At 58.8% G+C, this 23843-nt stretch carries 24 protein-coding genes and 1 pseudogene; 20 read left to right on the forward strand and 5 right to left on the reverse strand.

Translation table 11 applies throughout. The annotated features are described in order from the left end of the window. Positions 1 to 20: 20 nt before the first annotated feature. From secA to B7L09_RS24400, 4 genes are all read left to right on the forward strand, one after another. The gene (secA, locus tag B7L09_RS24385; protein WP_094470999.1) at positions 21 to 2756 is read left to right on the forward strand and encodes a preprotein translocase subunit SecA; all 2736 of its coding nucleotides are present in this window, start codon (positions 21 to 23) and stop codon (positions 2754 to 2756) included. Between the two features lie 122 nt (positions 2757 to 2878). Continuing rightward, positions 2879 to 4096, forward strand: coding sequence for a bifunctional glutamate N-acetyltransferase/amino-acid acetyltransferase ArgJ (argJ, locus tag B7L09_RS24390; RefSeq protein WP_094470982.1), 1218 nt, complete (start codon positions 2879 to 2881; stop codon positions 4094 to 4096). A 102-nt stretch (positions 4097 to 4198) separates the two neighbouring features. After that, positions 4199 to 4831: a glutathione S-transferase family protein gene (locus B7L09_RS24395; RefSeq protein ID WP_094470983.1), complete on the forward strand. Its 633-nt coding sequence runs from the start codon at positions 4199 to 4201 to the stop codon at positions 4829 to 4831. Further along, entirely contained in the window at positions 4828 to 5772 is a 945-nt protein-coding gene (locus B7L09_RS24400; protein ID WP_094470984.1) for a Nudix family hydrolase, read from the forward strand. Before B7L09_RS24395 ends, B7L09_RS24400 begins: the two co-directional genes overlap by 4 nt. A 120-nt stretch (positions 5773 to 5892) precedes the next feature. Here the strand turns inward: B7L09_RS24400 and B7L09_RS24405 are convergent, their stop codons facing one another. The 3 genes from B7L09_RS24405 to B7L09_RS24415 all read right to left on the reverse strand — a co-directional run bounded on the left by B7L09_RS24405 (position 5893) and on the right by B7L09_RS24415 (position 9477). Further along, positions 5893 to 6474, reverse strand: a complete 582-nt coding sequence (locus B7L09_RS24405; RefSeq protein ID WP_094470985.1) for a cob(I)yrinic acid a,c-diamide adenosyltransferase — start codon at positions 6472 to 6474, stop codon at positions 5893 to 5895. A 3-nt stretch (positions 6475 to 6477) separates the two neighbouring features. Then, entirely contained in the window at positions 6478 to 8514 is a 2037-nt protein-coding gene (locus B7L09_RS24410) for a sensor histidine kinase (protein WP_094471000.1), read from the reverse strand. A 45-nt stretch (positions 8515 to 8559) separates the two neighbouring features. Beyond that, the gene (locus tag B7L09_RS24415; protein ID WP_094470986.1) at positions 8560 to 9477 is read right to left on the reverse strand and encodes a putative 2-dehydropantoate 2-reductase; all 918 of its coding nucleotides are present in this window, start codon (positions 9475 to 9477) and stop codon (positions 8560 to 8562) included. A 139-nt stretch (positions 9478 to 9616) separates the two neighbouring features. Here B7L09_RS24415 and B7L09_RS24420 point away from each other — a divergent pair, with 139 nt between their 5' ends. Then, positions 9617 to 10102, forward strand: coding sequence for a YajQ family cyclic di-GMP-binding protein (locus tag B7L09_RS24420; protein WP_053257767.1), 486 nt, complete (start codon positions 9617 to 9619; stop codon positions 10100 to 10102). 150 nt (positions 10103 to 10252) lie between these two features. Next, positions 10253 to 11095, forward strand: a complete 843-nt coding sequence (locus B7L09_RS24425) for a mechanosensitive ion channel family protein (RefSeq protein ID WP_094470987.1) — start codon at positions 10253 to 10255, stop codon at positions 11093 to 11095. 227 nt (positions 11096 to 11322) lie between these two features. Here the strand turns inward: B7L09_RS24425 and B7L09_RS24430 are convergent. Continuing rightward, positions 11323 to 12589, reverse strand: a pseudogene (locus tag B7L09_RS24430) (OprD family porin). An 876-nt stretch (positions 12590 to 13465) separates the two neighbouring features. Between B7L09_RS24430 and B7L09_RS24435 the strand changes: the two are divergent. After that, a complete protein-coding gene (locus tag B7L09_RS24435) occupies positions 13466 to 13891 on the forward strand; it encodes an HIT domain-containing protein (protein WP_094471001.1) in 426 nt (141 codons plus the stop codon). A gap of 3 nt (positions 13892 to 13894) precedes the next feature. Further along, positions 13895 to 14101, forward strand: a complete 207-nt coding sequence (locus B7L09_RS24440) for a SlyX family protein (RefSeq protein WP_094470988.1) — start codon at positions 13895 to 13897, stop codon at positions 14099 to 14101. Between the two features lie 61 nt (positions 14102 to 14162). Here B7L09_RS24440 and B7L09_RS32625 read toward each other — a convergent pair whose 3' ends face one another. After that, positions 14163 to 14765 carry a cold-shock protein gene (locus tag B7L09_RS32625; protein ID WP_094470989.1) on the reverse strand — a complete coding sequence of 201 codons (603 nt, stop codon included), beginning with the start codon at positions 14763 to 14765 and terminating at the stop codon, positions 14163 to 14165. A 306-nt stretch (positions 14766 to 15071) separates the two neighbouring features. Between B7L09_RS32625 and B7L09_RS24450 the strand changes: the two genes are divergently transcribed. From B7L09_RS24450 to tolA, 12 genes are all read left to right on the forward strand, one after another. After that, entirely contained in the window at positions 15072 to 15542 is a 471-nt protein-coding gene (locus B7L09_RS24450) for a Dps family protein (RefSeq protein WP_094470990.1), read from the forward strand. Between the two features lie 263 nt (positions 15543 to 15805). Beyond that, on the forward strand, positions 15806 to 16144 hold the full coding sequence (locus B7L09_RS24455; RefSeq protein ID WP_094470991.1) for a ribbon-helix-helix domain-containing protein: 339 nt from the start codon (positions 15806 to 15808) through the stop codon (positions 16142 to 16144). Positions 16145 to 16279: 135 nt separating this feature from the next. Then, positions 16280 to 16501 carry an FmdB family zinc ribbon protein gene (locus tag B7L09_RS24460; RefSeq protein WP_017139808.1) on the forward strand — a complete coding sequence of 74 codons (222 nt, stop codon included), beginning with the start codon at positions 16280 to 16282 and terminating at the stop codon, positions 16499 to 16501. 94 nt (positions 16502 to 16595) lie between these two features. Continuing rightward, entirely contained in the window at positions 16596 to 18371 is a 1776-nt protein-coding gene (aspS, locus tag B7L09_RS24465; protein WP_094470992.1) for an aspartate--tRNA ligase, read from the forward strand. Between the two features lie 120 nt (positions 18372 to 18491). Beyond that, positions 18492 to 19238, forward strand: a complete 747-nt coding sequence (locus B7L09_RS24470; protein ID WP_094470993.1) for a YebC/PmpR family DNA-binding transcriptional regulator — start codon at positions 18492 to 18494, stop codon at positions 19236 to 19238. Between the two features lie 122 nt (positions 19239 to 19360). Beyond that, complete coding sequence (ruvC, locus tag B7L09_RS24475; RefSeq protein WP_094470994.1) at positions 19361 to 19885, forward strand: crossover junction endodeoxyribonuclease RuvC; 525 nt, start codon at positions 19361 to 19363, stop codon at positions 19883 to 19885. Between the two features lie 115 nt (positions 19886 to 20000). After that, positions 20001 to 20618 carry a Holliday junction branch migration protein RuvA gene (ruvA, locus tag B7L09_RS24480; RefSeq protein ID WP_094470995.1) on the forward strand — a complete coding sequence of 206 codons (618 nt, stop codon included), beginning with the start codon at positions 20001 to 20003 and terminating at the stop codon, positions 20616 to 20618. Then, entirely contained in the window at positions 20619 to 21677 is a 1059-nt protein-coding gene (gene ruvB / locus B7L09_RS24485; RefSeq protein WP_094470996.1) for a Holliday junction branch migration DNA helicase RuvB, read from the forward strand. 127 nt (positions 21678 to 21804) lie between these two features. Beyond that, positions 21805 to 22260, forward strand: a complete 456-nt coding sequence (gene ybgC / locus B7L09_RS24490; RefSeq protein ID WP_064453924.1) for a tol-pal system-associated acyl-CoA thioesterase — start codon at positions 21805 to 21807, stop codon at positions 22258 to 22260. Between the two features lies 1 nt (position 22261). Continuing rightward, positions 22262 to 22957 carry a protein TolQ gene (tolQ, locus tag B7L09_RS24495; RefSeq protein ID WP_024077143.1) on the forward strand — a complete coding sequence of 232 codons (696 nt, stop codon included), beginning with the start codon at positions 22262 to 22264 and terminating at the stop codon, positions 22955 to 22957. Between the two features lie 23 nt (positions 22958 to 22980). Continuing rightward, positions 22981 to 23433: a protein TolR gene (gene tolR / locus B7L09_RS24500; protein ID WP_176457763.1), complete on the forward strand. Its 453-nt coding sequence runs from the start codon at positions 22981 to 22983 to the stop codon at positions 23431 to 23433. Beyond that, on the forward strand, positions 23433 to 23843 hold a 411-nt coding region (gene tolA / locus B7L09_RS24505; protein ID WP_094470998.1), incomplete at its 3' end, for a cell envelope integrity protein TolA. The genes tolR and tolA, both read left to right, overlap by 1 nt.

A 23843-nucleotide genomic window follows, 5' to 3' on the forward strand; every position in this document is an offset into this window, starting at 1 on the left:
GTGTGGAAGAACCTGCCGATATGTTTGCGCCTTTGTTAAAGAAACTTTTTGGAAGCAAGAATGAGCGCGAAGTCAAACGCATGCTCAAGACGGTGCAGCTGGTTAATGCCTTCGAAGAGCAGATGGTTGCCCTTTCGGACGAGCAATTGCGCGCCAAGACCCAAGAGTTCAAGGCCCGCATNGCCAAAGGGGAAACCCTCGACAAGCTGCTTCCCGAAGCCTTTGCGGTCGCCCGTGAAGCCGGTAAGCGTGTCATGGGCATGCGCCACTTCGACGTCCAGTTGATCGGCGGCATGACCTTGCATGAAGGCATGATTGCCGAAATGCGTACGGGTGAAGGCAAGACCCTGGTGGCAACCCTGGGTGTTTACCTCAACGCACTGTCCGGCAAGGGCGTGCACGTTGTGACGGTGAACGACTACCTGGCCCGCCGGGACGCCAACTGGATGCGCCCGCTGTATGAATTCCTCGGCCTGACCGTCGGCGTGGTAACGCCGTTCCAGCCGCCGGAAGAGAAGCGCGCCGCCTACGCTGCCGACATCACCTACGGCACCAACAACGAATTCGGTTTCGACTACCTGCGCGACAACATGGCGTTCAGCATGGAAGAAAAATTCCAGCGCGAACTCAACTTTGCCGTGATCGACGAAGTCGACTCCATCCTGATCGACGAAGCCCGTACCCCGCTTATCATCTCCGGCCAGGCCGAGGACAGCTCCAAGCTGTACATCGAGATCAACAAACTGATCCCGCAGCTGGAGTTGCACGTCGAAGAAGTGGAAGGCGAAGTCACCAAGGCCGGCCATTNCACCATCGACGAGAAGACTCGTCAGGTCGAACTCAACGAAGCCGGTCACCAGTTTGTCGAAGACATGCTGACCCAGATCGGCGAGCTGGCCGAGGGTGAAAGCCTGTACTCGGCGCACAACCTGGGCCTGTTGACCCACGTGTATGCCGGCCTGCGCGCCCACAAGCTGTTCCATCGCAACGTTGAATACATCGTCCAGGACGGCCAGGTCGTACTGGTTGACGAACACACTGGCCGTACCATGCCGGGTCGTCGTCTGTCCGAAGGCCTGCACCAGGCTATCGAAGCGAAGGAAGGGCTCAACATCCAGGCTGAAAGCCAGACGTTGGCCTCCACTACCTTCCAGAACTACTTCCGTCTGTACAACAAGCTGTCCGGCATGACCGGTACGGCCGACACCGAAGCGTTCGAATTCCACCAGATCTACAGCCTGGCCGTGATGGTGATTCCACCGAACAAGCCGCTGGCGCGTAAAGATTTCAACGACCTGGTGTTCCTGACTGCCGAAGAGAAATACGCGGCAATCATCAACGACATCAAGGACGGCATGGCCCAGGGNCGTCCGGTGCTGGTGGGTACTGCAACCATCGAAACGTCCGAGCACATGTCTGCGCTGCTGCAGAAGGAAGGNATCGAGCACAAGGTCCTCAACGCCAAGTTCCACGAAAAAGAAGCCGAGATCATCGCCCAGGCCGGTCGCCCAGGCGCACTCACCATCGCCACCAACATGGCCGGTCGTGGTACCGACATCCTGTTGGGCGGTAACTGGGAAGTGGAAGTGGCCTCGCTCGACAACCCGACCCCTGAGCAGATCGCCCAGATCAAGGCCGACTGGCAGAAACGCCACCAGGCTGTGCTCGAATCCGGCGGCTTGCAGGTCATCGCGTCCGAGCGTCACGAGTCGCGCCGTATCGACAACCAGCTGCGTGGTCGTGCCGGTCGTCAGGGTGACGCCGGTTCCAGCCGTTTCTACCTGTCGCTGGAAGACAGCCTGATGCGTATCTTCGCCTCGGACCGGGTGAAGAACTTCATGAAAGCCCTGGGCATGCAGTCCGGTGAAGCTATCGAGCACCGCATGGTGACCAACGCCATCGAGAAGGCCCAGCGCAAGGTAGAAGGCCGTAACTTCGACATTCGCAAGCAACTGCTTGAGTTCGATGACGTCAACAACGAACAGCGTAAAGTGATCTATCACATGCGTAACACGTTGCTGGCCGCCGACAACATTGGCGAGACCATTGCCGATTTCCGTCAGGACGTGCTCAACGCCACCGTCAGCGCCCATATCCCGCCNCAATCGCTGCCTGAGCAGTGGGACGTCGCCGGTCTGGAAGCGGCGTTGCAGAGCGACTTCGGTGTNGACTTGCCGGTTCAACAGTGGCTGGACGAAGACGATCACCTGTACGAAGAAACCCTGCGCGAGAAGCTGATGACCGAGCTGCTCGCCGCGTACAACGAGAAAGAAGAGCAGGCGAGTGCGGAAGCACTGCGTACCTTCGAGAAACAAATCGTACTGCGCGTGCTGGACGACCTGTGGAAAGACCACCTGTCGACTATGGACCACCTGCGTCACGGTATCCACCTGCGTGGCTATGCCCAGAAGAACCCGAAGCAAGAGTACAAGCGTGAGTCGTTCACCCTGTTCTCCGAGCTGCTGGATTCGATCAAGCGCGATTCGATTCGTGTGCTGTCCCACGTTCAAGTGCGTCGCGAAGACCCGATCGAGGAAGAAGCTCGCCTGCGTCAGGAAGCCGAAGCACTAGCAGCGCGCATGCAGTTCCAGCACGACGAAGCGCCAGGTCTTGAGCAACCGGAACTGCTCGGTGAAGAGGTCGATGTTGCCCTCGCCACCGCACCGGTTCGCAACGAACAGAAGCTGGGCCGTAACGAACTGTGCTACTGCGGTTCGGGCAAGAAATTCAAGCATTGCCACGGGCAGATCCAGTAAAACCCGTTTCATACGCTGAAATACCCGCGCCGCGACCGGCATCAGCCGTCGCGGCGTTTTGCCATTTACACCACCGTTCTTCCTGAAAGCGGTGCTGACATCATTTATTAAGGAGCGCATTCATGGCTGTTGGTCTTGGTCCTTTGCCCACATTGCACCCGGTTGCCGGTTTTGAACTCGGTATCGCTTCGGCCGGCATCAAACGCCCGGGGCGCAAGGATGTGGTGGTGATGCGCTGTGCCGAAGGCTCGACTGTCGCGGGTGTGTTCACCCTTAATGCCTTCTGCGCTGCACCGGTTATCCTGGCCAAGCAACGCGTTGCCGGCCCGATCCGTTACCTGCTGACCAACACCGGCAATGCCAACGCCGGTACCGGCGAGCCTGGTCTGGTCGCCGCAGCCCGCACCTGCGCCAAGCTGGCGCAACTGGCCGGCGTCGACGCCAGCCAAGTGCTGCCTTACTCCACCGGCGTGATCGGTGAGCCGCTGCCTGTGGAAAAGATCGAAGGTGCATTGCAAGCGGCACTAGACGACCTGTCTGTGGATAACTGGGCTGCCGCGGCCACCGGCATCATGACCACCGACACGCTGCCCAAGGGCGCGAGCCGTCAGTTCGTGCACGACGGCGTGACCGTTACTGTGACCGGCATCAGCAAGGGCGCTGGCATGATCCGTCCGAACATGGCCACCATGCTCGGCTATATTGCCACCGACGCCAAAGTCTCCCGCGACGTGCTGCAGCGCCTGATGCTGGACGGCGCCAACAAGTCGTTCAACCGCATTACCATCGATGGTGACACCTCGACCAACGACTGCTGCATGCTGATCGCTACCGGCCAGGCCAACCTGCCGCAAATCACCTCCACCGAGGGCCCGCTGTTCGCGGCGCTGAAACAGGCAGTGTTCGAGGTGTGCATGGACGTGGCCCAGGCCATCGTGCGTGACGGTGAGGGCGCGACCAAGTTCGTCACCGTTGAAGTCAACGGCGGCGGCAATCACCAGGAATGCCTGGATGTTGGCTACACCGTGGCGCATTCGCCGCTGATCAAGACCGCTTTGTTCGCCTCCGACCCGAACTGGGGCCGTATCCTCGCAGCCGTTGGCCGTGCCGGCGTGCCTGACCTGGACGTGAGCAAGATCGACGTATTCCTCGGCGAAGTCTGCATCGCCAGCCGTGGCGCCCGCGCCGCGACCTACACCGAAGCCCAGGGCGCGGCGGTGATGCAGCAGGAAGAGATCACCATCCGTATCGAACTGGGTCGCGGCGANTGCAGCGAAACCATCTGGACCACCGACCTGTCCCACGAATACGTGAAGATCAACGCCGAATACCGCACATAAGACCGAGTCGCCCCCATCGCGGGCAAGCCCGCTCCCACAGGATGACGGACGACCAGCCGCTAGATATTCTGGCTTGTTCCCCTGACGAGAAGGCACCCACACATGAGCCTCCACCTGATCATCGGCGACAAACTGCTTTCCTCCTGGTCCCTGCGTGGCGCACTGGCCCTTGACCTCACCGGCGCCCCGTACACCGAAGAACTGATCAAGCTGGGCCAGCCGGACACCCGCAAACGCCTGCTCAAGCACTCGCCGACCGGCAAAGTCCCGCTGCTGAAAACCGGGCATGGCACCATCGCCGACTCCCTGGCGATTGCCGAATACCTGGCCGAGCAATTCCCCGACGCCGGCCTCTGGCCCAAGGACACCGCCGCCCGTGCCCAGGCCCGTTCGGCTTGTGCGCAGATGCACGCCGGGTTCTTTGCCATGCGCGGCAACATGCCGTTCGACCTGAGCCGCGACGCACCGCTGTCGCCTACGCCTCCTGAGGTGCAGGCAGATATCGAGCGCATGCTGGCGTTGTGGGCTGAATGCCGTGCGGCGTCGACTCAAACCGGTCCGTTCCTGTTCGGCGGCGCGACCCTCGCCGATGCCTTCTTCGCACCGATTGCCGTGCGCCTGCGCACGTATCAGGTGAAGTTGCCGGCGGCGGACGAAGCCTATGTTGAAACCGTCTACCAATGGCCGTCGTTCAAGGCCTGGCAGAAGGCTGGCCTGGAGGAGATTGGGCAGTGAAACGAGTACACGTAGCCGCCGCCGTTATCCGTGACAACAGCGGCAAGATCCTTATCGCACGCCGTGCCGACACCCAGCATCAGGGCGGCTTGTGGGAATTCCCCGGGGGCAAGGTCGAGGACGACGAATCCGTCGAAAGCGCCCTGGCTCGCGAACTCCAGGAAGAGCTGGGCATTGTGGTCAGCGCCGCACGACCGTTGATCAAAGTCCGCCACGATTACCCGGACAAGCAGGTGTTGCTGGATGTCTGGGAAGTATCGGCCTTTACCGGCGAGCCCCATGGTGCCGAAGGCCAGCCGTTGGAGTGGGTGGCTCAGCGTGATCTGCTGAACTACGAATTCCCGGCGGCCAACCAGCCGATCGTCGCGGCCGCACGATTGCCTGCACAGTATTTGATTACGCCTGAAGACCTGGAAACCCCGGCGCTGTTGCGCGGTATTCAGAAAGCCATCGCTGGCGGCATCAAGCTGATTCAACTGCGTGCGCCCAATGGTTACGACCCTAAATACCGTGACTTGGCGGTGGACGCTGTAGGCCTGTGTGCCGGCAAGGCGCAGTTGATGCTCAAGGGGCCGTTTGAATGGCTGGGGGATTTCCCGTCCGCCGGCTGGCACATCACGGCAGCGCAGTTGCGCAAATACGCAGCGGCGGGTCGGCCGTTACCGGCGTCGCGCTGGTTGGCGGCGTCTTGCCACAACGCTGAAGAGCTGGCGTTGGCCGAGCAGATGGGCGTGGATTTTGTGACCTTGTCACCGGTGCAGCCGACCCAGACTCATCCAGATGCGCTGCCGTTGGGCTGGGAGCAGGCGGCGGCGTTGATCGACGGTTTCAGCAAACCGGTGTTCTTGCTCGGTGGTGTTGGCCCGGCGGAACAGCAAAAGGCTTGGGAGGCGGGGGCTCAAGGTGTGGCGGGGATTCGGGCATTCTGGCCCGGGGCTTGAATTNCCGGNNNGGCCTCTTCGCGAGCAAGCCCGCTCCCACATTTGACCGCATTCCTACAGTTGGAATGCGATCAAATGTGGGAGCGGGCTTGCTCGCGAAGGCGNCCTNACAGGCGCCAATTATTCCTGAGGCTTAGCGGCCGCCTGCCAAAGAATCTCGGCAACCCCCTGNCGCTTGGCAATCACCCTGGCGGCCACAAACAACAAATCCGACAGCCGATTGATATACGCCAACCCCAAGCCTTCCAACGGCTCAACCGCATTCAAATGCTGACACCGCCGTTCCGCACTGCGCGCTACGCTGCGGCACACATGGGCCTGGGCAATCAGCGCTGAACCACCGGGCAGGATGAAGTTCTCCAAAGGCCCNANCTCCTCATTCCACAGATCGATCGCCGCTTCCAGCCGTTCGATTTCCGCTGCATTCAACGCTTGATACTCCGGCATCGCCAACTCGCCACCCAGGTCGAACAACCGATGCTGGCAGGGCGCCAAAACCTCAATCACCTCGCTCAAACCCGGATACGCAGCACTTTCAGCGGCCAACCCGGCCAACAGTACGCCCACCTGGCTGTTCAGCGTATCGACCTCGCCAATGGCCTCGATCCGCGGGTGGTCCTTGGGCACGCGGCGACCATCGCCGAGTCCGGTTTCGCCTTTGTCGCCGGTACGGGTGTAAATCTTCGACAAGCGAAAGCCCATGGGTTACCTCGATAGCTGATTGAGTTCTTGAGAGATGACGGGGGAGCCCGCCAGTGGCAGGCGCAAGGTGAAACAGGTGCCTTGGCCCAGNGTGGAGTGCACCTCCATCTGGCCCTTATGGTTGTTGGTGATGATGAAGTACGACACCGACAGCCCAAGCCCGGTGCCTTGGCCAATTTCCTTGGTGGTGAAAAACGGCTCGAAGGTGCGTTTGCGCACGTTTTCACTCATGCCGATGCCGTTGTCTTCCACCTGGATCTCCGCCCACGGCGGATTGAGGCGGGTGCGCAGGATGATTCGTCCCGGCTCGCGGTCGTCTTCGCGCAGGTGAATGGCCTGGGCGGCGTTTTTCAGCAAGTTGAGCAGCACCTGTTCCAGTTCGTTGGCCGTGCCGGGAACCGGGCCCAGTGCCGGGTCGAACTGACGGATGATCGCCTGGCCCTTGAAGTCGAAGCCGATGGCCAGGTCGAAGTCGTTACCGGCGATTTCCACTGCTTGATCGATCAGCGCCGGCAGGTCGCACGGCGCCATTTGCCGGGTGCTGCGACGGCTGAAGCTGAGCATGTGGGTGACAATTTTTGCAGCCCGGGCCCCCGCCTGTTGAATGCCATCAAGCAGCTGCGGCACTTCGCGCGCTTGCAGGTATTTGTTGACCGTTTCCAGAGAGATGCCGGTTTGCTCGGCCTGTTCGAGGTTCTTCGGCAAGTCAGGCGACAGGCGTCGTCGAATGTTCTGCACGTTGTGCAGAATTGCACCCAACGGGTTATTGATTTCNTGGGCCATGCCCGCGGCAAGGCCGCCGACGGAGAGCATTTTTTCCGACTGCACCATCATTTCTTCCAGGGACAAGCGCTGGGTNATGTCGTCGATCCGAATGACCACGCCGCGCCCGGCGCCGCCCATCAATGGATAGAAGGTCAGGGCGTAATGCTTGGGTTCGTCATCCTTGAACCAGGTCACGCGCTCGATCTTCGCCACCGTGTGCTGCTCGACGGTCTGCTTGAGCTGCGGCAGAAACGGTTTCAGCGGCTCGAAGGCGAGGAAGATCGGCTGGTTCAAGGCTTCGTCCAGACGCGTGCCGGACAGGGCGCTGGCCTCCTGATTCCACTGGGTGACATAGAGTTGCTCGTCGAGGGCGATCAGCGCCGACGGCATGGAGTCGATGATGCTGTTCAGGTAGTTCTGGAAACCGGTGAGTTTTTTCTCGATCTTGCTGCGAACCTGGACTTCGAGTTCCAGCTTGCGGTTGGTATGGCGTGTCTCCTCGGCCAGGCCTTGGGCCTGGTCGTACGCAGCCTGTGAGTCGTCGCGCGCACGTTTGAGCTGCTGCTCGCGGGCTTCGATACGCGACAACATGGTGTTGAACGCTTCGGCCAGGCTGCCGATTTCATCATGGTTGCCACGTCCGGCGCGCAGGGCGTAGTTCTCCTCGCGAGTCACCTGGCGCGACAGTTCTTCCAGTTCGTGGATCGGGCGAGTGATCAGGCGTTTGATCTGCCGGGCGATNACCAGCCACAACAGCACACTGAAGATCAGAATGCCGAGACTGGCGGTCAGGGTCCCGGTATAGAACGCCACTGGCAATTCACTGCTGGCCACCAGTAACAGGTGCCCCGGCGCGGTGCCGGGGCGGGGCAGGGTGATCACCTGATTGCTGCGAAACTCGGTGGCCTGCCAGGCTTCGATGTGCCGGTAGCGATCCGGCAGGTGCAGCTTTTCGCCATGCTGCAATTGCGCCAATCGCTCACCCTTGCCGTCATACAAGGCTGCTGCCCGCAGCGGTGAATAACTGTTGAGTTCATTGAGCAGGCGCTCGGCACTTTGCGGCGACGTCAAGGCGTCGGCCACCAGGCTCGGGTTAGACACCAGTCGGCCGATGGNCTGCAGTGCCTGGGGCGCCATGCTTTCCTGGGAGATCCAATAGGCGGCACTGATAAACGTCAGGTTGGCCACCAGCAATACAGTGGTCAACAGCACCAGCAGGGCGGCCAGCAGTTTCTGGCCGACCGGAAGGTTTTCGAGACGCTGGCGCAATGGCATCAGGTTCATCGCTGAAAAGGAACAAGTGGCCAGCGTAGCCGCTGCTCAGTCGCTGGGCAATCCAAGGCTTTGAAGATGGACAATCAGCCGCTGCTGTAACTGATTGAGGTGGGGCAGGTTCAACTGGTGCCGTGCGGCCACTTTGCAGACATAGCCCAACAGGTAGCTGATTTCGGTCCGGCGCTGGCTCGCGACGTCCTGGTGCATCGAGGAGTAGTTGGCCGCGGTGGCATGGATCACCCGTTCGACTTCCTGTTGCAGTTCCTCGGCGGCAGCCGGCTGACCGCAGCGTTCCAGCAAGTCGGTCAGTTCGACGCAAAGGGTGGCGACTTCGCAATGGTGTTGCTGCAAGCCGCCGTTGCGGCAATCGTGCAGCACCGTCAGCGGATTGATCGCACAGTTGAGTGCCAGTTTGCGCCACAGCCGGGTCAGGATGTCGGTGCTCCATTCGTGAGGAATACCGGCGGCCGTCAGTTCATCCAGCCAGATCGGCGCCACCGGATGACAGGCATCCCCCAGCCAGGTGTAGCCGTGACCGGCGAACACCACGCGCCAGTCGCCATCGCGAAACGCGCCTTCGGTGCTCGATGCGCATACGCAACGCGCCTGAGGCACCTGTGCGGCGACAGCGTCCTGACTGCCGAGGCCGTTCTGCAACAGGATCAGCTCGGCGTCGGGCGTCAGGCGTGGTGCCAGTTGGGCGACAGCCTTTTCGGCATCGTAGGCCTTGCAGGCTACCAGCAGGCGGTTGATCGGCTCGCTGTTGTGCGGTGTCTCACCGGGGATCTCATAAGTGTTGGCTTCGCCGTGCTCCACCAGCGTCAGCCCGCCCGCCGCCTGATAGGCCTGTAAACGTTGTTCATCGCGCAGGATCAACCGGACCGGCACCCCGGCCCGCGCCAGGCGGGTGGCCCACAACGTGCCAAGGCTGCCGGCACCCAAAACATGCCAAGTGGTGGACATCAGCTTTTTGCTCGGTTTGGCGCAGGCATGTAAGGCTCGCAGTATCGGTTGGAAAAGACCCGTTATAATGAGCCCGATTTTAACCGCAAGCCAAGCGCGCTCCATCGCTATCGAGCGCGCCTTTTATTGGAGAAATGACATGCCTTCGTTCGACGTGGTATCCGAACTGGACAAACACGAAGTCACCAACGCCGTCGAGAACGCCGTCAAGGAACTGGACCGTCGCTATGACTTGAAAGGCAAGGGCAGCTTCGAATTCAAGGAAAAGGAACTGACCGTCAACCTGACCGCTGAAGCCGATTTCCAGCTGGAAGCGATGATCGAGATCCTTAAGTTGTCCCTGGTCAAGCGCAAGATCGACGCGCAGTGCCTTGAAATCAAAGAAGCCTATGCTTCCGGCAAGCTGATGAAGCAGGAAGCGGTTCTCAAGGAAGGCATCGACAAAGAGCTGGCGAAGAAGATCGTTGCTCACGTCAAGGACGCCAAGCTCAAGGTCCAGGCCGCCATTCAGGGCGAGCAAGTGCGCATCACCGGCAAGAAACGTGATGATTTGCAGGAAGCCATCGCGGCCCTGCGCGCCAAGACTTTCGACATGCCGCTGCAGTTCAACAACTTCCGCGACTGATCTTTCAAGTGGGAACTGTGGGAGCGAGCTTGCTCGCGATGAGGGTGTATCAGTCGACATCACTGTTGAATGACACACCNTNNTCCGGCGGGTCTTTTTCTGCCGCTTATTTTTTCGCGTGCCGGATGGCCGGAAATCAGGAGAAAGTAGATGGATTTGAATACCGAAGTGGATAACCTGGTCAAGGCATCCCAAGCCTGGATCCCGATGATCATGGAGTACGGCAGTCGCGTGTTGCTGGCGGTCATCACGCTGGCCGTCGGCTGGTGGCTGATCAACAAGGTCACGCAAAAGCTCGGCGGTTTGCTGGCCTTGCGTAGCGCCGACTTGGCGCTGCAAAGCTTTATCAGCAACGTGGCCAATATCNCGCTGAAAGTCATGCTGATCGTCAGCGTGGCATCGATGATTGGCGTGGCAACAACCTCGTTCGTCGCCGCGATCGGTGCGGCTACCCTGGCGATCGGCCTGGCGCTGCAAGGCAGCCTGGCCAACTTCGCCGGTGGTGTGCTGATTCTGCTGTTCCGCCCGTTCCGCATCGGTGACTGGATTGAAGCCCAAGGCACTTCCGGCACTGTCGACAGCATCCAGATNTTCCACACCGTGCTGCGCACCGGGGACAACAAAACCATCATTGTCCCGAACGGCAGCCTGTCGAACGGTATCATTACCAATACAAATCGTCAGCCAACGCGCAAAGTTGTATTTGATGTGGGCGTGGACTACGAAGCGGATCTTCAGAAGGCCCGTGAAGTATTACTGGATCTGGCCAAAGACGAGCGTATTTTGGCTGAACCGGCACCTCAGGCAGTAATTTCGACGCTGGGTGATAGTTCGATTACTGTTTCTCTGCGAGTGTGGGTGAAGACCGCGGATTACTGGGATGTGATGTTCATGTTTAACGAGCAGTCCCGGGATCGTTTGAAAACGGCCGGTATTGATATTCCATTTCCACAGCGGGTTATTCGAGTGGTTCAGGAAGCACCGGTGAATTGAGATGTTTTAACCCAGGCCTGACTTAATAGTCAGGCTTATTGAGTAGCAAGCTAATCATTAATGCACTGTGCAATGGTTAAAAAAAAGGCCCCTCCGAAGAGGGGCCTTCGATTCAACTGGCAACAATCAAAAGACGGTATGGAAACCAGGCACAAAAAAACGCTCACCTGATTCAGGTGAGCGTTTTTTTTGTTGCCGTGCTGTGTAGCTGTCGAATTAGCGCTGAATTACAAGATGCTCAGCGGATATTCAATGATCAGACGGGTGTCAACTTTGTCGCTATCGTATGCGGAGTTTGCACGATAGACCGCGTTACGTACGCGGAAAGACAGGTCCTTGGCTGGGCCGCTTTGCAGAACATACTTGGTCTCGAAGTCCCATTCGTGTTCTTTGGACTCAGTGTCACCGGTGGTGATGTTGTCGCCACGGATGTAACGAGTCATGAAGCTCAAGCCAGGAACGCCGTAGCTCTTCATGTTCAGGTCATAGCGAGCCTGCCAGGAGCGCTCGTCTTGACCGTTGAAGTCGGAGTATTGAACGGAGTTGGAGAGGAAGATAGTACCGCCGCCGTCAACGCCATAAACATAACCGGTGTCACCGGTCGAACGCTGGTGAGCCAAGGTGAATTTATGTGCGCCAAGGCTATAGGCCGCTGCGAGGGACCAGATGCGGTTGTCAACGTCACCGCTCAGCTCTTGACCCTGGCTCTTGGAGCGATAGCCGTTGAAGTCGAAGTTCAGGGACTGATCTTCGTTGATCGGCAGGGTGTAGTTGGCGTTGATGTATTGCTTCTTGAAATGGTCGTCAACATCGGAAGCAGCTACGCCGGCAACAAAATTGTCGGTGAACTGGTAGGTTGCACCGGCAATATCTGCGGCTTTCAGACCAAGGCTATCGCGCCCCATTTGGTTCTGCGCCCGCATCGCGGTGAAATGACCAGCACTCAATTCAAGGCCTTTGATTTCTTTGCTGGTGATCAAAGTACCGGTAGCAACTTCTGGCAGCAAACGGCTGTCGTCAGTAGAGAAGACAGGGCTGGCAACGTATTGGTTACCGTATTTCAGAACAGTGTCGGACAAGCGGAATTTAACTGCGCCGCCAGCGTTGGATTGGGTGTCTTCTGGCGTGCCATCACTGTCCTTGCCGAACATGCCGTTACCGGTGCGGCCTGGACCGCTGTCCAGTTTGATCATGCCATTGGCCAAGGCGTCTAAACCGAAACCAACAGTACCTTGGGTGAACACCGACACCAATGGTGCCTTGGGTAAAGCCGGATTGGTACAGGCCGTTGAAACCAAGACCGGTTTCTTCGGTGCGGCTTTGGCCGGAGTCGTTGTTGCGCTTGTCACGGCTGAAATACAGCAACCGGGTGTTGATGCTGAAAGTGCTGTCTTCAACAAAACCCTTGGCGTCGTCTTGTGCGGACGCCATTGCGTATTGCGAGGTGCCTGCTGAAACAGCCAGGGCGATCATGCTCCACTTCATCACGCGCATCGTGATTTGCTCCTTTGGTTTTAGGAAGAGTACTGCCGTCCCACCTGTATTTTTATCTGGGCGGCTCTTTCTTTTTTGTGTCGGCGCAAAGTTATATCACGCAGACCCTATTGACGATACTTACCCATCTANCCTTTCAGCTTCTTTACGACGGTGTCGCAAACGGCTGGGTAGATGTCGCAAATTTACTGCCTCGACGCAAGCGGATTGGCAACTTTAACGTTGTTTTCCAAGACTTGTGCATCGGTAAAAAGAGTCCCTGGTGAAACGTTTGAATCTCCATTGGGCAACCCTGCCGCTGTTTTTATGTGCCTTGGGGCCTCCACTTCCAGCGGAGGCATCAGGGCGATGTGGGTGTGAATGCAACAAGCGTGCACAAACCGGAATTCTGCTACTGATTTTTTCCGAAAGCCTGCCTGTTGCTGTAAAAACCTCGTAAAACCGGGGGCTTCAAGCGTGTTGTCTGTACGCTTGACGCCGTGCATTGCATGGTGTTGTAACCCTGAAACCGAAAGCGTGACAATGAAAAACGTTACCGGTTCACCCCTTCGGTGAGTAATTCACGGATGCTGACGCACTCAGCGTAGACGCACTGTGCGGTTTTGGTGCAAAAAATCTTAATCACTGTGCTGAAATCACACAGTGCGCTCATGACTACGGCTGGAACTATTCATTGGATATCAGTCATTTCGCCCTTCTGGGGGCAATCTTCGGTTCTGTGTTGGTGCGTCCTGATCAAAAACGGCCCATCTCGGGGCGTTGGTTCAAGGTGATGCCTGGGGTGATCACGGGTATGCTGGCGTCCTGTCGCTTGGTGCGCGGCCTGTCTGGATGGGCGCTAAGCTGAAAAATGATGACCTGGCGGGAGTGCGCGCGGTGTTCGCTTTAGATCCACGACTTCAACAAGACACGCTTCCGATTGGCGATTTCCCGCTTTGNCGCCTGCTGTTGTCCAAAGACTCGAATTACCCCTGGTTCATCCTGGTGCCGCGCATTGAAGATATCAGTGAGATATTTCAGTTGGGTGTCGCAGATCAACAGCAGCTGTGGCAGGAAACAACTGCGCTGGCGGAACTGCTCAAGGATTCGTTCGACGCCGATAAGCTGAATGTTGCGGCGCTGGGTAATGTCGTCAGTCAGTTGCACATGCATGTCATTGTGCGCAAACGTGAGGACGCCGCCTGGCCAGCTCCGGTCTGGGGCAGACACCCGGCCGTGCCTTACAGCGCAGCGCAGATTGCGTCGATTCGCGAGCGCCTGCGTCTGCTGTTAACCGAAGATTTCACGTTTCTGGAGGGTTGAATCATGAGCCTGGAAGATCGCGTTACCGATCTGGAGAGCCAACTGGCGTTTCAGGATGACACTATCCAGTCGTTGAGCGATGTGCTGGCGACGCAGCAGCGTGCCGTTGAACGCCTGCAATTGCAGATGGCNGCNCTGCTCAAGCGCCAGGAAGAAATGGGTGGCCAGTTCGAGTCATCCGAAGAAGAAGCGCCACCGCCTCACTATTGAAACCGCAGGCAATAAAAAACCGCGAACAGCTCAGCTGCTCGCGGTTTTTTTTAGCCTTGAATCAGCGACGCGGCAATGCGGCGATCACATCTTCGGCTTGCAGGCCCTTGTCGCGGTTCATGACGGAGAACTCCACGCGCTGGCCTTCGACCAGGACGCGGTGGCCTTCGCCACGGATGGCCCGGAAGTGGACGAAGATATCGTCGCCCGAATCGCGGGAAATAAAGCCGAAGCCTTTGGAGGTGTTGAACCACTTGACGGTCCCGGTATCCCGGTTGGTCATGTCGTAGTTTTGCGACGCAGCGGCAGGCGAGGATTTGTAGAAGCTGATAGCCAGGTGCAGGAGAACGGCGATCAGCGCAGCCACCAGGCTGAACAGAACGGCAGGTTGACCGGCGATGACAGGCATCGGCGCGAGCAACGTCAGGGTTTGCAGGACGACAGCCAGGACCAGCAGGGCGCTGACCAGGTTTTGCAGTTGATGACGTGNGCCTTTGTTCCAGTAAGGGATNACCGGAGCAAGGGTGAGGTTGAGCAGGCCGAAAAAGGCCAGGTACAGCGCGTCAGGTTGTTGCAGGTAAGGGACTGCTTCGGATCGCAGGCTAGGGATGAAGGACAGCAGCAAAGCTGCTGCGCCCGTTAGCAGGTGGACGATTTTCAACATTTTGATTAACTCACGTTAAGAAGGATCACAAGGAAGAGCTGACTGGCACGGTTCGCTTCAGAACAATAAGAGGCGTTGGACACGTACCCGGTACCAGCCTATGCGCAGCCCCCGAAAAACAGGCGGTCGCGACACGCGGTCTATTTAACAGCAAAGCCTGCAGCTACTCAAATCAGGCAGTCCAGCGGTGCTTCGCGGGGCGATTTGTCGCAGGTCATTGTGCAATCCCGGGCTGCGAGGGGGTGGCAGGCTTGCTAGAGTGGTCCTGCACCTGTTGGATGAATTCATCACCTTTAGGGGAAAAACATGGCAATCGATATTGGTATCAGTGAAGAAGATCGTAAATCCATCGTCGATGGGCTTTCACGACTGCTGTCCGATACCTATGTACTGTATTTGAAAACCCACAACTTCCATTGGAACGTCACGGGCCCCATGTTTCGGACCCTGCACCTGATGTTCGAGGAGCAATACAACGAGCTGGCCCTGGCCGTCGATTCGATTGCCGAGCGCATTCGCGCCCTCGGGTTTCCTGCCCCCGGCGCCTATTCGATTTATGCGCGGCTGTCTTCTATTAAGGAAGAAGCCGGCGTGCCCAGCGCCGAAGACATGATCAAGCAGCTTGTCGATGGGCAAGAGGCGGTCACCCGTACCGCGCGCGGGATCTTTCCGCTGCTGGAAAAAGTCAGCGATGAGCCCACGGCGGACTTGTTGACCCAGCGCATGCAAGTCCACGAAAAAACCGCATGGATGCTGCGGTCTCTGCTGGATCAGTAATATCGTCAGTACGCGAATGATGCCCCTCGGGTGTCGTTCGCGATCTTCGACTTCTTTCAATCGCTTTTTCGTGCGTTAAAAATCCTCTGGTTGCGTAGGAAAATGGCCGGCCTAGGACGGTCTCCATGATCGCCATTCAGCTGTTGGCTTATCCTACGTCCACGGTCATAAAGTCATCTGGATATACCTTTGCGCCTGCGCTTTTATAAGGCCACGCAGAGTGCTCTTACAGAAGGCAAGGATGACAAAGGAGTGTCAACGATATGGATTACGAAGACAGGCGAAGCGAGGGGAGGGTCGGTCCGGTCAAGGAGATAAGGATTGATCCATTTGTCAGCGAATTTGATATGGGGCTGGCCCGGCCTCTATCCCGGTCGGTGCGGTTGAACGGCTTTGCCACCTGCTTGCGGCTTGAGCAGGTGTACTGGGATATTCTGGGCGATATGGCCAAGGTCAATTGTTGTACGGTCAGTGCGCTGCTGTCCCACGTGGATCGCGAAGTGCACTTGCGTCATGGCGGGGTCAAGAACTTTACCGGGCTGGTGCGGGTTGTCTGCGTCGTACACAGCCTGAAAGAAGGGGGCTGCGTCGCAATGCCCTAGCCACGCGGGTGATCGGGCAGCGTGTCGGTCTGTGCAGTCTTACGGCTGCACAGGCTGCATTTAATGGATATAATCCCGCTCTTTGCCGCAAAACCCAGTGTGTGCGGTAGCAATCTGATCGCCGAGACAACCCCCATGCCCATGTACGACTATCAATGTGCTTCCTGTGGTCATCAGTTGGAAGCCATTCAGAAGATCAGCGCAGCGCCGCTGGTCGATTGCCCTGCCTGCCAGGCTCCTGAGCTGAAGAAGATGTTGTCCATGCCGGGCTTCCGCCTGAGCGGCGGCGGCTGGTACGAGACCGACTTCAAGACCGGCGCCAAGAAGAATCTGGCCGGCGGCGACAAAGCTGACTAAGGTCTGGAACCTGAGTTGAACGACACGCGCGAGCCCTTGCAACACCTGCAGGGCCTCCAACCGAATTTCGATTACGAGAAGTGAAACCACTACCATGATGCGCAGCCACTATTGCGGCCAACTGAACGAGACCCTGGAAGGTCAGGAAATCACCCTTTGCGGATGGGTTCACCGTCGCCGCGACCACGGCGGGGTGATTTTCCTCGATATCCGTGATCGTGATGGTCTGGCCCAGGTGGTGTTCGATCCGGACCGCGCCGAGAGCTTCGCCGCCGCCGACCGTGTGCGCAGCGAGTACGTTGTCAAGATCACCGGCAAGGTTCGCCTGCGTCCGGCCGGTGCCGTGAACGCGAACATGGCCTCCGGCGCCATCGAAGTGCTGGGCTACGAGCTGGAAGTGCTGAACGAGTCGGAAACCCCGCCGTTCCCACTCAACGAGTATTCCGACGTGGGCGAAGAAACTCGCCTGCGCTACCGCTTCCTGGACCTGCGTCGTCCGGAAATGGCCGAGAAGCTGCGTCTGCGTTCGCGCATGACCACCAGCATCCGCCGCTTCCTCGACGAGAACGGCTTCCTCGACGTCGAAACGCCGATCCTGACCCGGGCCACCCCGGAAGGCGCGCGTGACTATCTGGTGCCAAGCCGTACCCACGCCGGCTCCTTCTTCGCCTTGCCGCAATCGCCGCAGCTGTTCAAACAACTGCTGATGGTGGCCGGCTTCGACCGTTACTACCAGATCGCCAAGTGCTTCCGNGACGAAGACCTGCGTGCCGACCGCCAGCCGGAATTCACCCAGATCGACATCGAGACCAGCTTCCTCGATGAAAAAGAGATCATGGGCCTGACCGAACAAATGATCCGCAACCTGTTCAAGGAAGTGCTGGACCTGGAGTTCGGCGAGTTCCCGCACATGACCTTCGAAGAAGCCATGCGCCGCTACGGTTCCGACAAGCCAGACCTGCGTAACCCGCTGGAACTGGTGGACGTGGCCGACCAGCTCAAAGCAGTCGACTTCAAGGTGTTCAGCGGCCCGGCCAACGACCCTAAATGCCGTATCGCCGCCCTGCGTGTACCAGGCGGCGCGAGCATGCCGCGCAAACAGATCGACGACTACACCAAGTTCGTCGGCATCTACGGTGCCAAAGGCCTGGCGTACATCAAGGTCAACGAGCGTGCTAACGGTGTTGAAGGCCTGCAGTCGCCGATCGTGAAAAACATCCCTNNGGCCAACCTCAACGTGATCCTCGATCGCGTTGGCGCGGTTGACGGCGACATCGTGTTCTTCGGTGCCGACAAAGCCAAGATCGTCAGCGAAGCCCTGGGCGCGCTGCGGATCAAGCTGGGCCACGACCTGGACCTGCTGACCTGCAAGTGGGCACCGATGTGGGTGGTCGACTTCCCGATGTTCGAAGAGAACGACGACGGCAGCTTCAGCGCCTTGCACCACCCGTTCACTGCGCCGAAGTGCTCGCCGCAAGAGCTGGAAGCCAACCCCGCTGGAGCTCTGTCCCGCGCCTACGACATGGTGTTGAACGGCACTGAGTTGGGTGGCGGTTCGATCCGTATCCACCGCAAAGAGATGCAACAAGCGGTCTTCCGCCTGTTGGGCATCAACGAAGCGGAACAGGAAGAGAAATTCGGCTTCCTGCTCGACGCCCTGAAATACGGCGCGCCGCCGCACGGTGGCCTGGCGTTCGGTCTGGACCGTCTGGTGATGCTGATGACCGGCGCCCAGTCGATCCGTGAAGTGATCGCCTTCCCGAAAACCCAGAGCGCGGCTGACGTCATGACTCAGGCACCGGGTGCTGTAGATGCCAAGGCATTGCGCGAACTGCACATTCGTCTGCGCGAAACGCCAAAGGCTGAGTAAGGCTGACCGCAAAGGCGCATCCTTCCGGGATGCGCCTTTTCTTTAGGTCGAGATTTTTTGTTGCTGGCCGACACAGCGTGCGCGGCGGGCGATGTTTCAAAGAGAAATTCGGAGCGAGATATGGCGGGTCATTCCAAGTGGGCGAACATCAAGCACCGCAAAGAGCGTCAGGATGCCAAGAANGGCAAGATCTTCACCAAGTGGATTCGCGAGCTGACCGTCGCTGCTCGCCAGGGTGGCGGTGACCCGGGCTCCAACCCGCGTCTGCGCCTGGCGCTGGACAAGGCGTTGGGCGCCAACATGAGCCGCGACATTATTGATCGCGCCGTGGCCCGCGGTGCCGGTGCAGCCGATACTGACGACATGGTCGAACTGACCTATGAAGGCTACGGCCCGGGTGGCGTGGCGGTGATGGTCGAGTGCATGACCGACAACCGCAACCGTACGGCGGCAGCCGTGCGCCATGCGTTCAGCAAGTGTGGCGGCAACCTGGGGACTGACGGTTCGGTGGCCTATCTGTTTGAGCGCAAGGGGCAGATTTCCTTCGCGCCGGGTGTTGATGAAGATGCGCTGATGGAAGCGGCCATGGACGCCGACGCCGATGACGTGGTCACCCATGAAGACGGTTCGATTGACGTGTTCACCTCGTTCGCCGGCTTCTACTCCGTGCGGAACGCGCTGGAAGCGGCCGGTTTCAAAGGCACTGACGCGGAAATCGTGATGCTGCCGACCACCAGCGCCGAGCTGGACCTGGACGGCGCGCAGAAAGTGCTGAAGATGNTCGACATGCTTGAAGACCTGGATGACGTGCAGAACGTCTACTCCAACGCGGACATTCCCGAGTCGGTAGCCGCGCAGCTCGGATAAGGGCGACTAAGATTCAGTGTGGGAGCTGGCTTGCCTGCGCCTACGCCATCGCAGGCAAGCCAGCTCCCACATTTGTTATTTGCTGTAATGAATATTGTGTTTTTAATGAACCCGCAGGCGTTATGACTTTAATTCTTGGTATCGACCCCGGTTCGCGCATCACCGGTTATGGCGTGGTACGTGATACCGGGCGTGGCTGCGTCTACGTGGCCTCGGGCTGCATCCGCACTGGCGCGGGCGAGTTGGCCGAGCGCCTGCAGATCGTCTATCGCGGCGTGCGTGAAGTGATCCAGACCTACGGGCCGGTCACCATGGGCATCGAAAAAGTCTTCATGGCCAAAAACGCCGACTCCGCCCTGAAACTCGGCCAGGCCCGTGGCGCCGCGATCGTGGCGGGTGCCGAAGAAAGCCTGGAAATCGCCGAGTACACCGCGACCCAGGTCAAGCAAGCAGTGACCGGCACCGGTGCCGCAAACAAGGAGCAGGTGCAGATGATGGTCATGCACATGCTCAAGCTCACCTCAAAACCGCAAATCGACGCCTCCGACGCCCTGGCCATTGCCATTTGCCATGCCCACACCCGCTCCAGCCTGTTGCCGCATGGCCTGGGCACGGCACGCAGTCGTGGCGGGCGCCTGCGTCTCTGATAGCATCAGCAGTCATTTTTAGGGAATGAGGGTTTTGCGCCTGTGTTGTCGGCGCAAAACCCTTGTTCTGTCAGTCGCCAGTCGTTGATCTGGCCAACGCTCAAGGATCTGAAACGTGATTGGACGCTTGCGCGGCACCCTGGCTGAAAAACAGCCGCCGCACCTGATTCTGGATGTAAATGGGTTGGGGTATGAGCTGGAAGTGCCCATGACCACCCTCTATCGCTTGCCGTCGGTCGGTGAACCGCTGACCTTGCACACCCATCTGGTTGTTCGTGAAGACGCGCAGTTACTCTATGGCTTCTTCGGCAAGCGTGAGCGAGACTTTTTTCGCGAGTTGATCCGTCTCAATGGTGTGGGGCCAAAATTGGCCCTGGCGTTGATGTCGAGCCTCGAAGTGGATGAGCTGGTCCGTTGCGTGCAATCCCAGGACACCTCTGCGCTGACCAAGGTGCCGGGTGTCGGCAAGAAAACCGCGGAGCGCCTGCTGGTGGAACTCAAGGATCGCTTCAAGGCCTGGGAAGTCGTACCGGCGATGTTCGCCCTGGTGCCGAACCAGCCGGGTGGGCCTGATGCGCCGGCACCGGTCGCCACCGCCGAAAATGACGCGGTCAGCGCGCTGATTTCCTTGGGCTACAAGCCGCAGGAAGCCAGCAAAGCGGTGTCGGCCATCAAGGACAAGAACCTGAGCAGCGAAGACATGATCCGCCGAGCCCTGAAGGGAATGATTTAAGTGATTGAAGCTGATCGTCTGATCGCGGCCACCGGCCCGCGCGACCGTGAAGAGGTCCAGGACCGCGCCATCCGCCCCCTGAGCCTGGCCGACTACATTGGCCAGCCGACTGTGCGCGAGCAGATGGAGTTGTTCATCCAGGCCGCTCGCGGGCGNAGTGAGTCCCTCGACCACACGTTGATCTTCGGTCCGCCGGGGCTGGGTAAAACCACGCTGGCCATGATTATCGCCCATGAAATGGGCGTGTCGATCAAGTCCACCTCCGGCCCGGTGCTGGAGCGTCCGGGTGACCTGGCGGCGTTGCTGACCAATCTTGAACCCCACGACGTGCTGTTTATCGACGAGATCCACCGGCTGTCGCCGATCGTCGAAGAAGTGCTGTACCCGGCCATGGAAGACTTCCAGCTCGACATCATGATTGGTGAAGGGCCGGCNGCGCGNTCGATCAANCTCGANCTACCGCCGTTCACCTTGGTCGGCGCAACCACCCGCGCGGGCATGCTGACCAACCCGCTACGAGACCGTTTCGGCATTGTGCANCGCCTGGAGTTCTATAGCACCGCTGACCTGGCGACCATCGTCAGCCGGTCTGCGAGCATTCTCGGCTTGCCCCTGGACCCGGAAGGCGCCTTTGAAATCGCCCGCCGGGCCCGTGGCACGCCACGGATCGCCAACCGTTTGTTGCGTCGCGTACGCGATTTTGCCGAGGTGCGGGCCAAGGGGCATATCACCAAGGCCGTGGCCGACCTGGCCTTGAACCTGTTGGATGTGGACGAGCATGGCTTCGATCATCAGGATCGACGTCTACTCTTGACCATGATCGAGAAGTTCGACGGTGGCCCGGTGGGCGTGGACAGCCTGGCAGCCGCCATCAGTGAAGAGCGCCATACCATTGAGGATGTGCTGGAGCCGTACCTGATCCAGCAGGGCTACATCATGCGCACGCCACGGGGGCGAGTGGTCACGCGCCACGCCTATTTGCACTTTGGGTTAAACATTCCGTCACGATTGGGCGAGATGCCTGTAGTAGACGAATTCCTCGATGCGGTAGACGATTAATCACCTTTGCGGGCTGATTTATTCGGAGTTTGTGCGGTCTGAGGACCGTACTTTCACCAGAAAGCCGCGAATCAATGAAAAACAGTTGCCTGGCCGGATTGGCAACCTGAGGAGTAAGCACTAGAGTATGCGCGCGCAAAACGGGGATCAGTCGTTCGTACATCGCTGTCGCGTTTATTACGAGGACACCGATGCTGGCGGCATCGTGTATTACGTCAACTACCTCAAGTTCATGGAGCGGGCTCGAACCGAGCGGCTACGGGAGTTGGGCTTTGCCCAATCCACGCTTGCGGGGGAAGACCTGTTGTTTGTCGTGCATTCCAGCGAGGCGCGTTACCACGCACCGGCGCGGCTGGACGATGAACTGCTGGTCAGCGCGCAAGTAATCGAATTGAACCGTGTCAGCCTGCGCTTTAAACAGCAAGTCAGGCGGGCAACGGATGCAACGCTGCTCTGTGAGGGGCAGTTCCTGGTGGCCTGTGTGCGCACCAATAGTTTGAAACCCCGGGCCATTCCCGAAGCTCTACGTGCGGCCTTTGCCGGCGTAAGCGGCGCGGGTAAACAATCAAAGCAGGAGATTTAGCGTGGAACCTACCGTCGTCGACCATTCCTCCATGTGGAGCCTGGTCAGCAATGCCAGTGTTGTGGTTCAACTGGTAATGCTGATCCTGGTAGCCGCATCGGTTACCTCTTGGGTCATGATTTTTCAGCGCAGCAACTTGCTGCGTGCCGGTCGACGTGCCCTGGAGAGCTTCGAAGAGCGCTTCTGGTCGGGTATCGACCTGTCCAAGCTGTACCGTCAGGCGGGCAGCAACCCGGACCCGGATTCGGGCGTCGAGCAGATCTTCCGCGCCGGCTTCAAGGAATTCTCGCGCCTGCGCCAGCAGCCGGGCGTCGACCCTGAAGCGGTCATGGAAGGTGTGGCCCGTGCCATGCGCGTCGCGATTTCACGCGAAGAAGAGAAACTGGAGCAGAGCCTGCCGTTCCTCGCTACCGTCGGCTCCGTCAGCCCGTACATCGGTCTGTTCGGCACCGTCTGGGGGATCATGAACTCCTTCCGTGGCCTGGCTCAGGCCCAGCAAGCGACCCTGGCCACTGTGGCCCCGGGTATCGCCGAAGCCCTGGTCGCTACCGCGATCGGCCTGTTCGCTGCTATCCCAGCAGTAATCGCTTACAACCGTTTTGCCGCACGCGGCGAAACCTTGATCAGCCGTTACTACACCTTCGCCGACGAGTTCCAGGCGATCCTGCACCGTAAAGTGCACACCAGCGAAGAATAAGCAGGTAATTCCCAATGGCTTTAATCGCTCGAGCTCGCAAAAAGCGCAAGCCGGTCGCCGAGATGAACGTAGTGCCCTACATCGACGTGATGTTGGTGCTGCTGGTCATCTTCATGGTGACCGCGCCGATGCTCAATCAGGGCGTGAAGGTTGATCTGCCCAAGGTTTCCAGCGAAGCCTTGCCGCAAGACAACAACACTCAGGTCCTGACCATTTCGATCAAGGCTGACAAGACCTATTACTGGAACCTTGGCAGCGAAGTCGACACTCAGAAACAGCAGGACAAGGCCATGACCTTGCCGCAGATGACCGACGCCGTGACCAAGATCATTCGGTCCGGTACTGAAGGCGGCAAGCGCACCCAGGTGTTTATCCGTGGCGACAAGACCGTCGATTACGGCTCCGTGATGGGCGCCATGGGCGGGTTGCAGAAGGCCGGCGTCGGTAACGTTGGCTTGATTACCGAGGCGCCCTGATGCACCAACAGCGAGAGCCGTCCGCCTCGGAAAGCTTCTTCTGGCCTAGCGTCTGGGCAATTGCCTTGCACGTGCTGGTGTTCGGCATGCTGTTCGTCAGTTTCGCCTTCACCCCGGACCTGCCGCCAGCCAAGCCGATCGTGCAGGCGACCCTGTATCAGCTGAAATCGAAAAGTCAGGCCACTACCCAGACCAATCAGAAGATTGCGGGTGAGGCCCAGAAGTCGGCTGCGCGTCAGACCGAAGTCGAACAGATGGAACAGAAAAAGATCGAACAGGAAGCGATCAAGGCCGCGGAACAAAAGAAGGAAGATGCGGCTCAAAAAGCCGAAGAATCCAAGAAGGCCGACGAAGCCAAGAAAGCTGACGAGGCGAAAAAGGCTGATGAAGCCAAGAAAGCCGACAAAGCT

The sequence above is a fragment of the Pseudomonas mandelii genome, from assembly GCF_002251635.1.
In the GTDB taxonomy this organism is placed as follows: Bacteria; Pseudomonadota; Gammaproteobacteria; order Pseudomonadales; family Pseudomonadaceae; genus Aquipseudomonas; species Aquipseudomonas mandelii_B.

Excerpts from the sequence above, each read along its gene's own strand:
- B7L09_RS24450 (WP_094470990.1), top strand. The coding sequence starts at position 15,072 with ATGGCAATCGATATTGGTATCAGTGAAGAAGATCGTAAATCCATCGTC.
- ruvC (WP_094470994.1), top strand. The coding sequence starts at position 19,361 with ATGACTTTAATTCTTGGTATCGACCCCGGTTCGCGCATCACCGGTTAT.
- B7L09_RS24460 (WP_017139808.1), top strand. The coding sequence starts at position 16,280 with ATGCCCATGTACGACTATCAATGTGCTTCCTGTGGTCATCAGTTGGAA.
- ybgC (WP_064453924.1), top strand. The coding sequence starts at position 21,805 with ATGCGCGCGCAAAACGGGGATCAGTCGTTCGTACATCGCTGTCGCGTT.
- B7L09_RS24455 (WP_094470991.1), top strand. The coding sequence starts at position 15,806 with ATGGATTACGAAGACAGGCGAAGCGAGGGGAGGGTCGGTCCGGTCAAG.
- B7L09_RS24415 (WP_094470986.1), bottom strand. The coding sequence starts at position 9,477 with ATGTCCACCACTTGGCATGTTTTGGGTGCCGGCAGCCTTGGCACGTTG.
- B7L09_RS24395 (WP_094470983.1), top strand. The coding sequence starts at position 4,199 with ATGAGCCTCCACCTGATCATCGGCGACAAACTGCTTTCCTCCTGGTCC.
- B7L09_RS24420 (WP_053257767.1), top strand. The coding sequence starts at position 9,617 with ATGCCTTCGTTCGACGTGGTATCCGAACTGGACAAACACGAAGTCACC.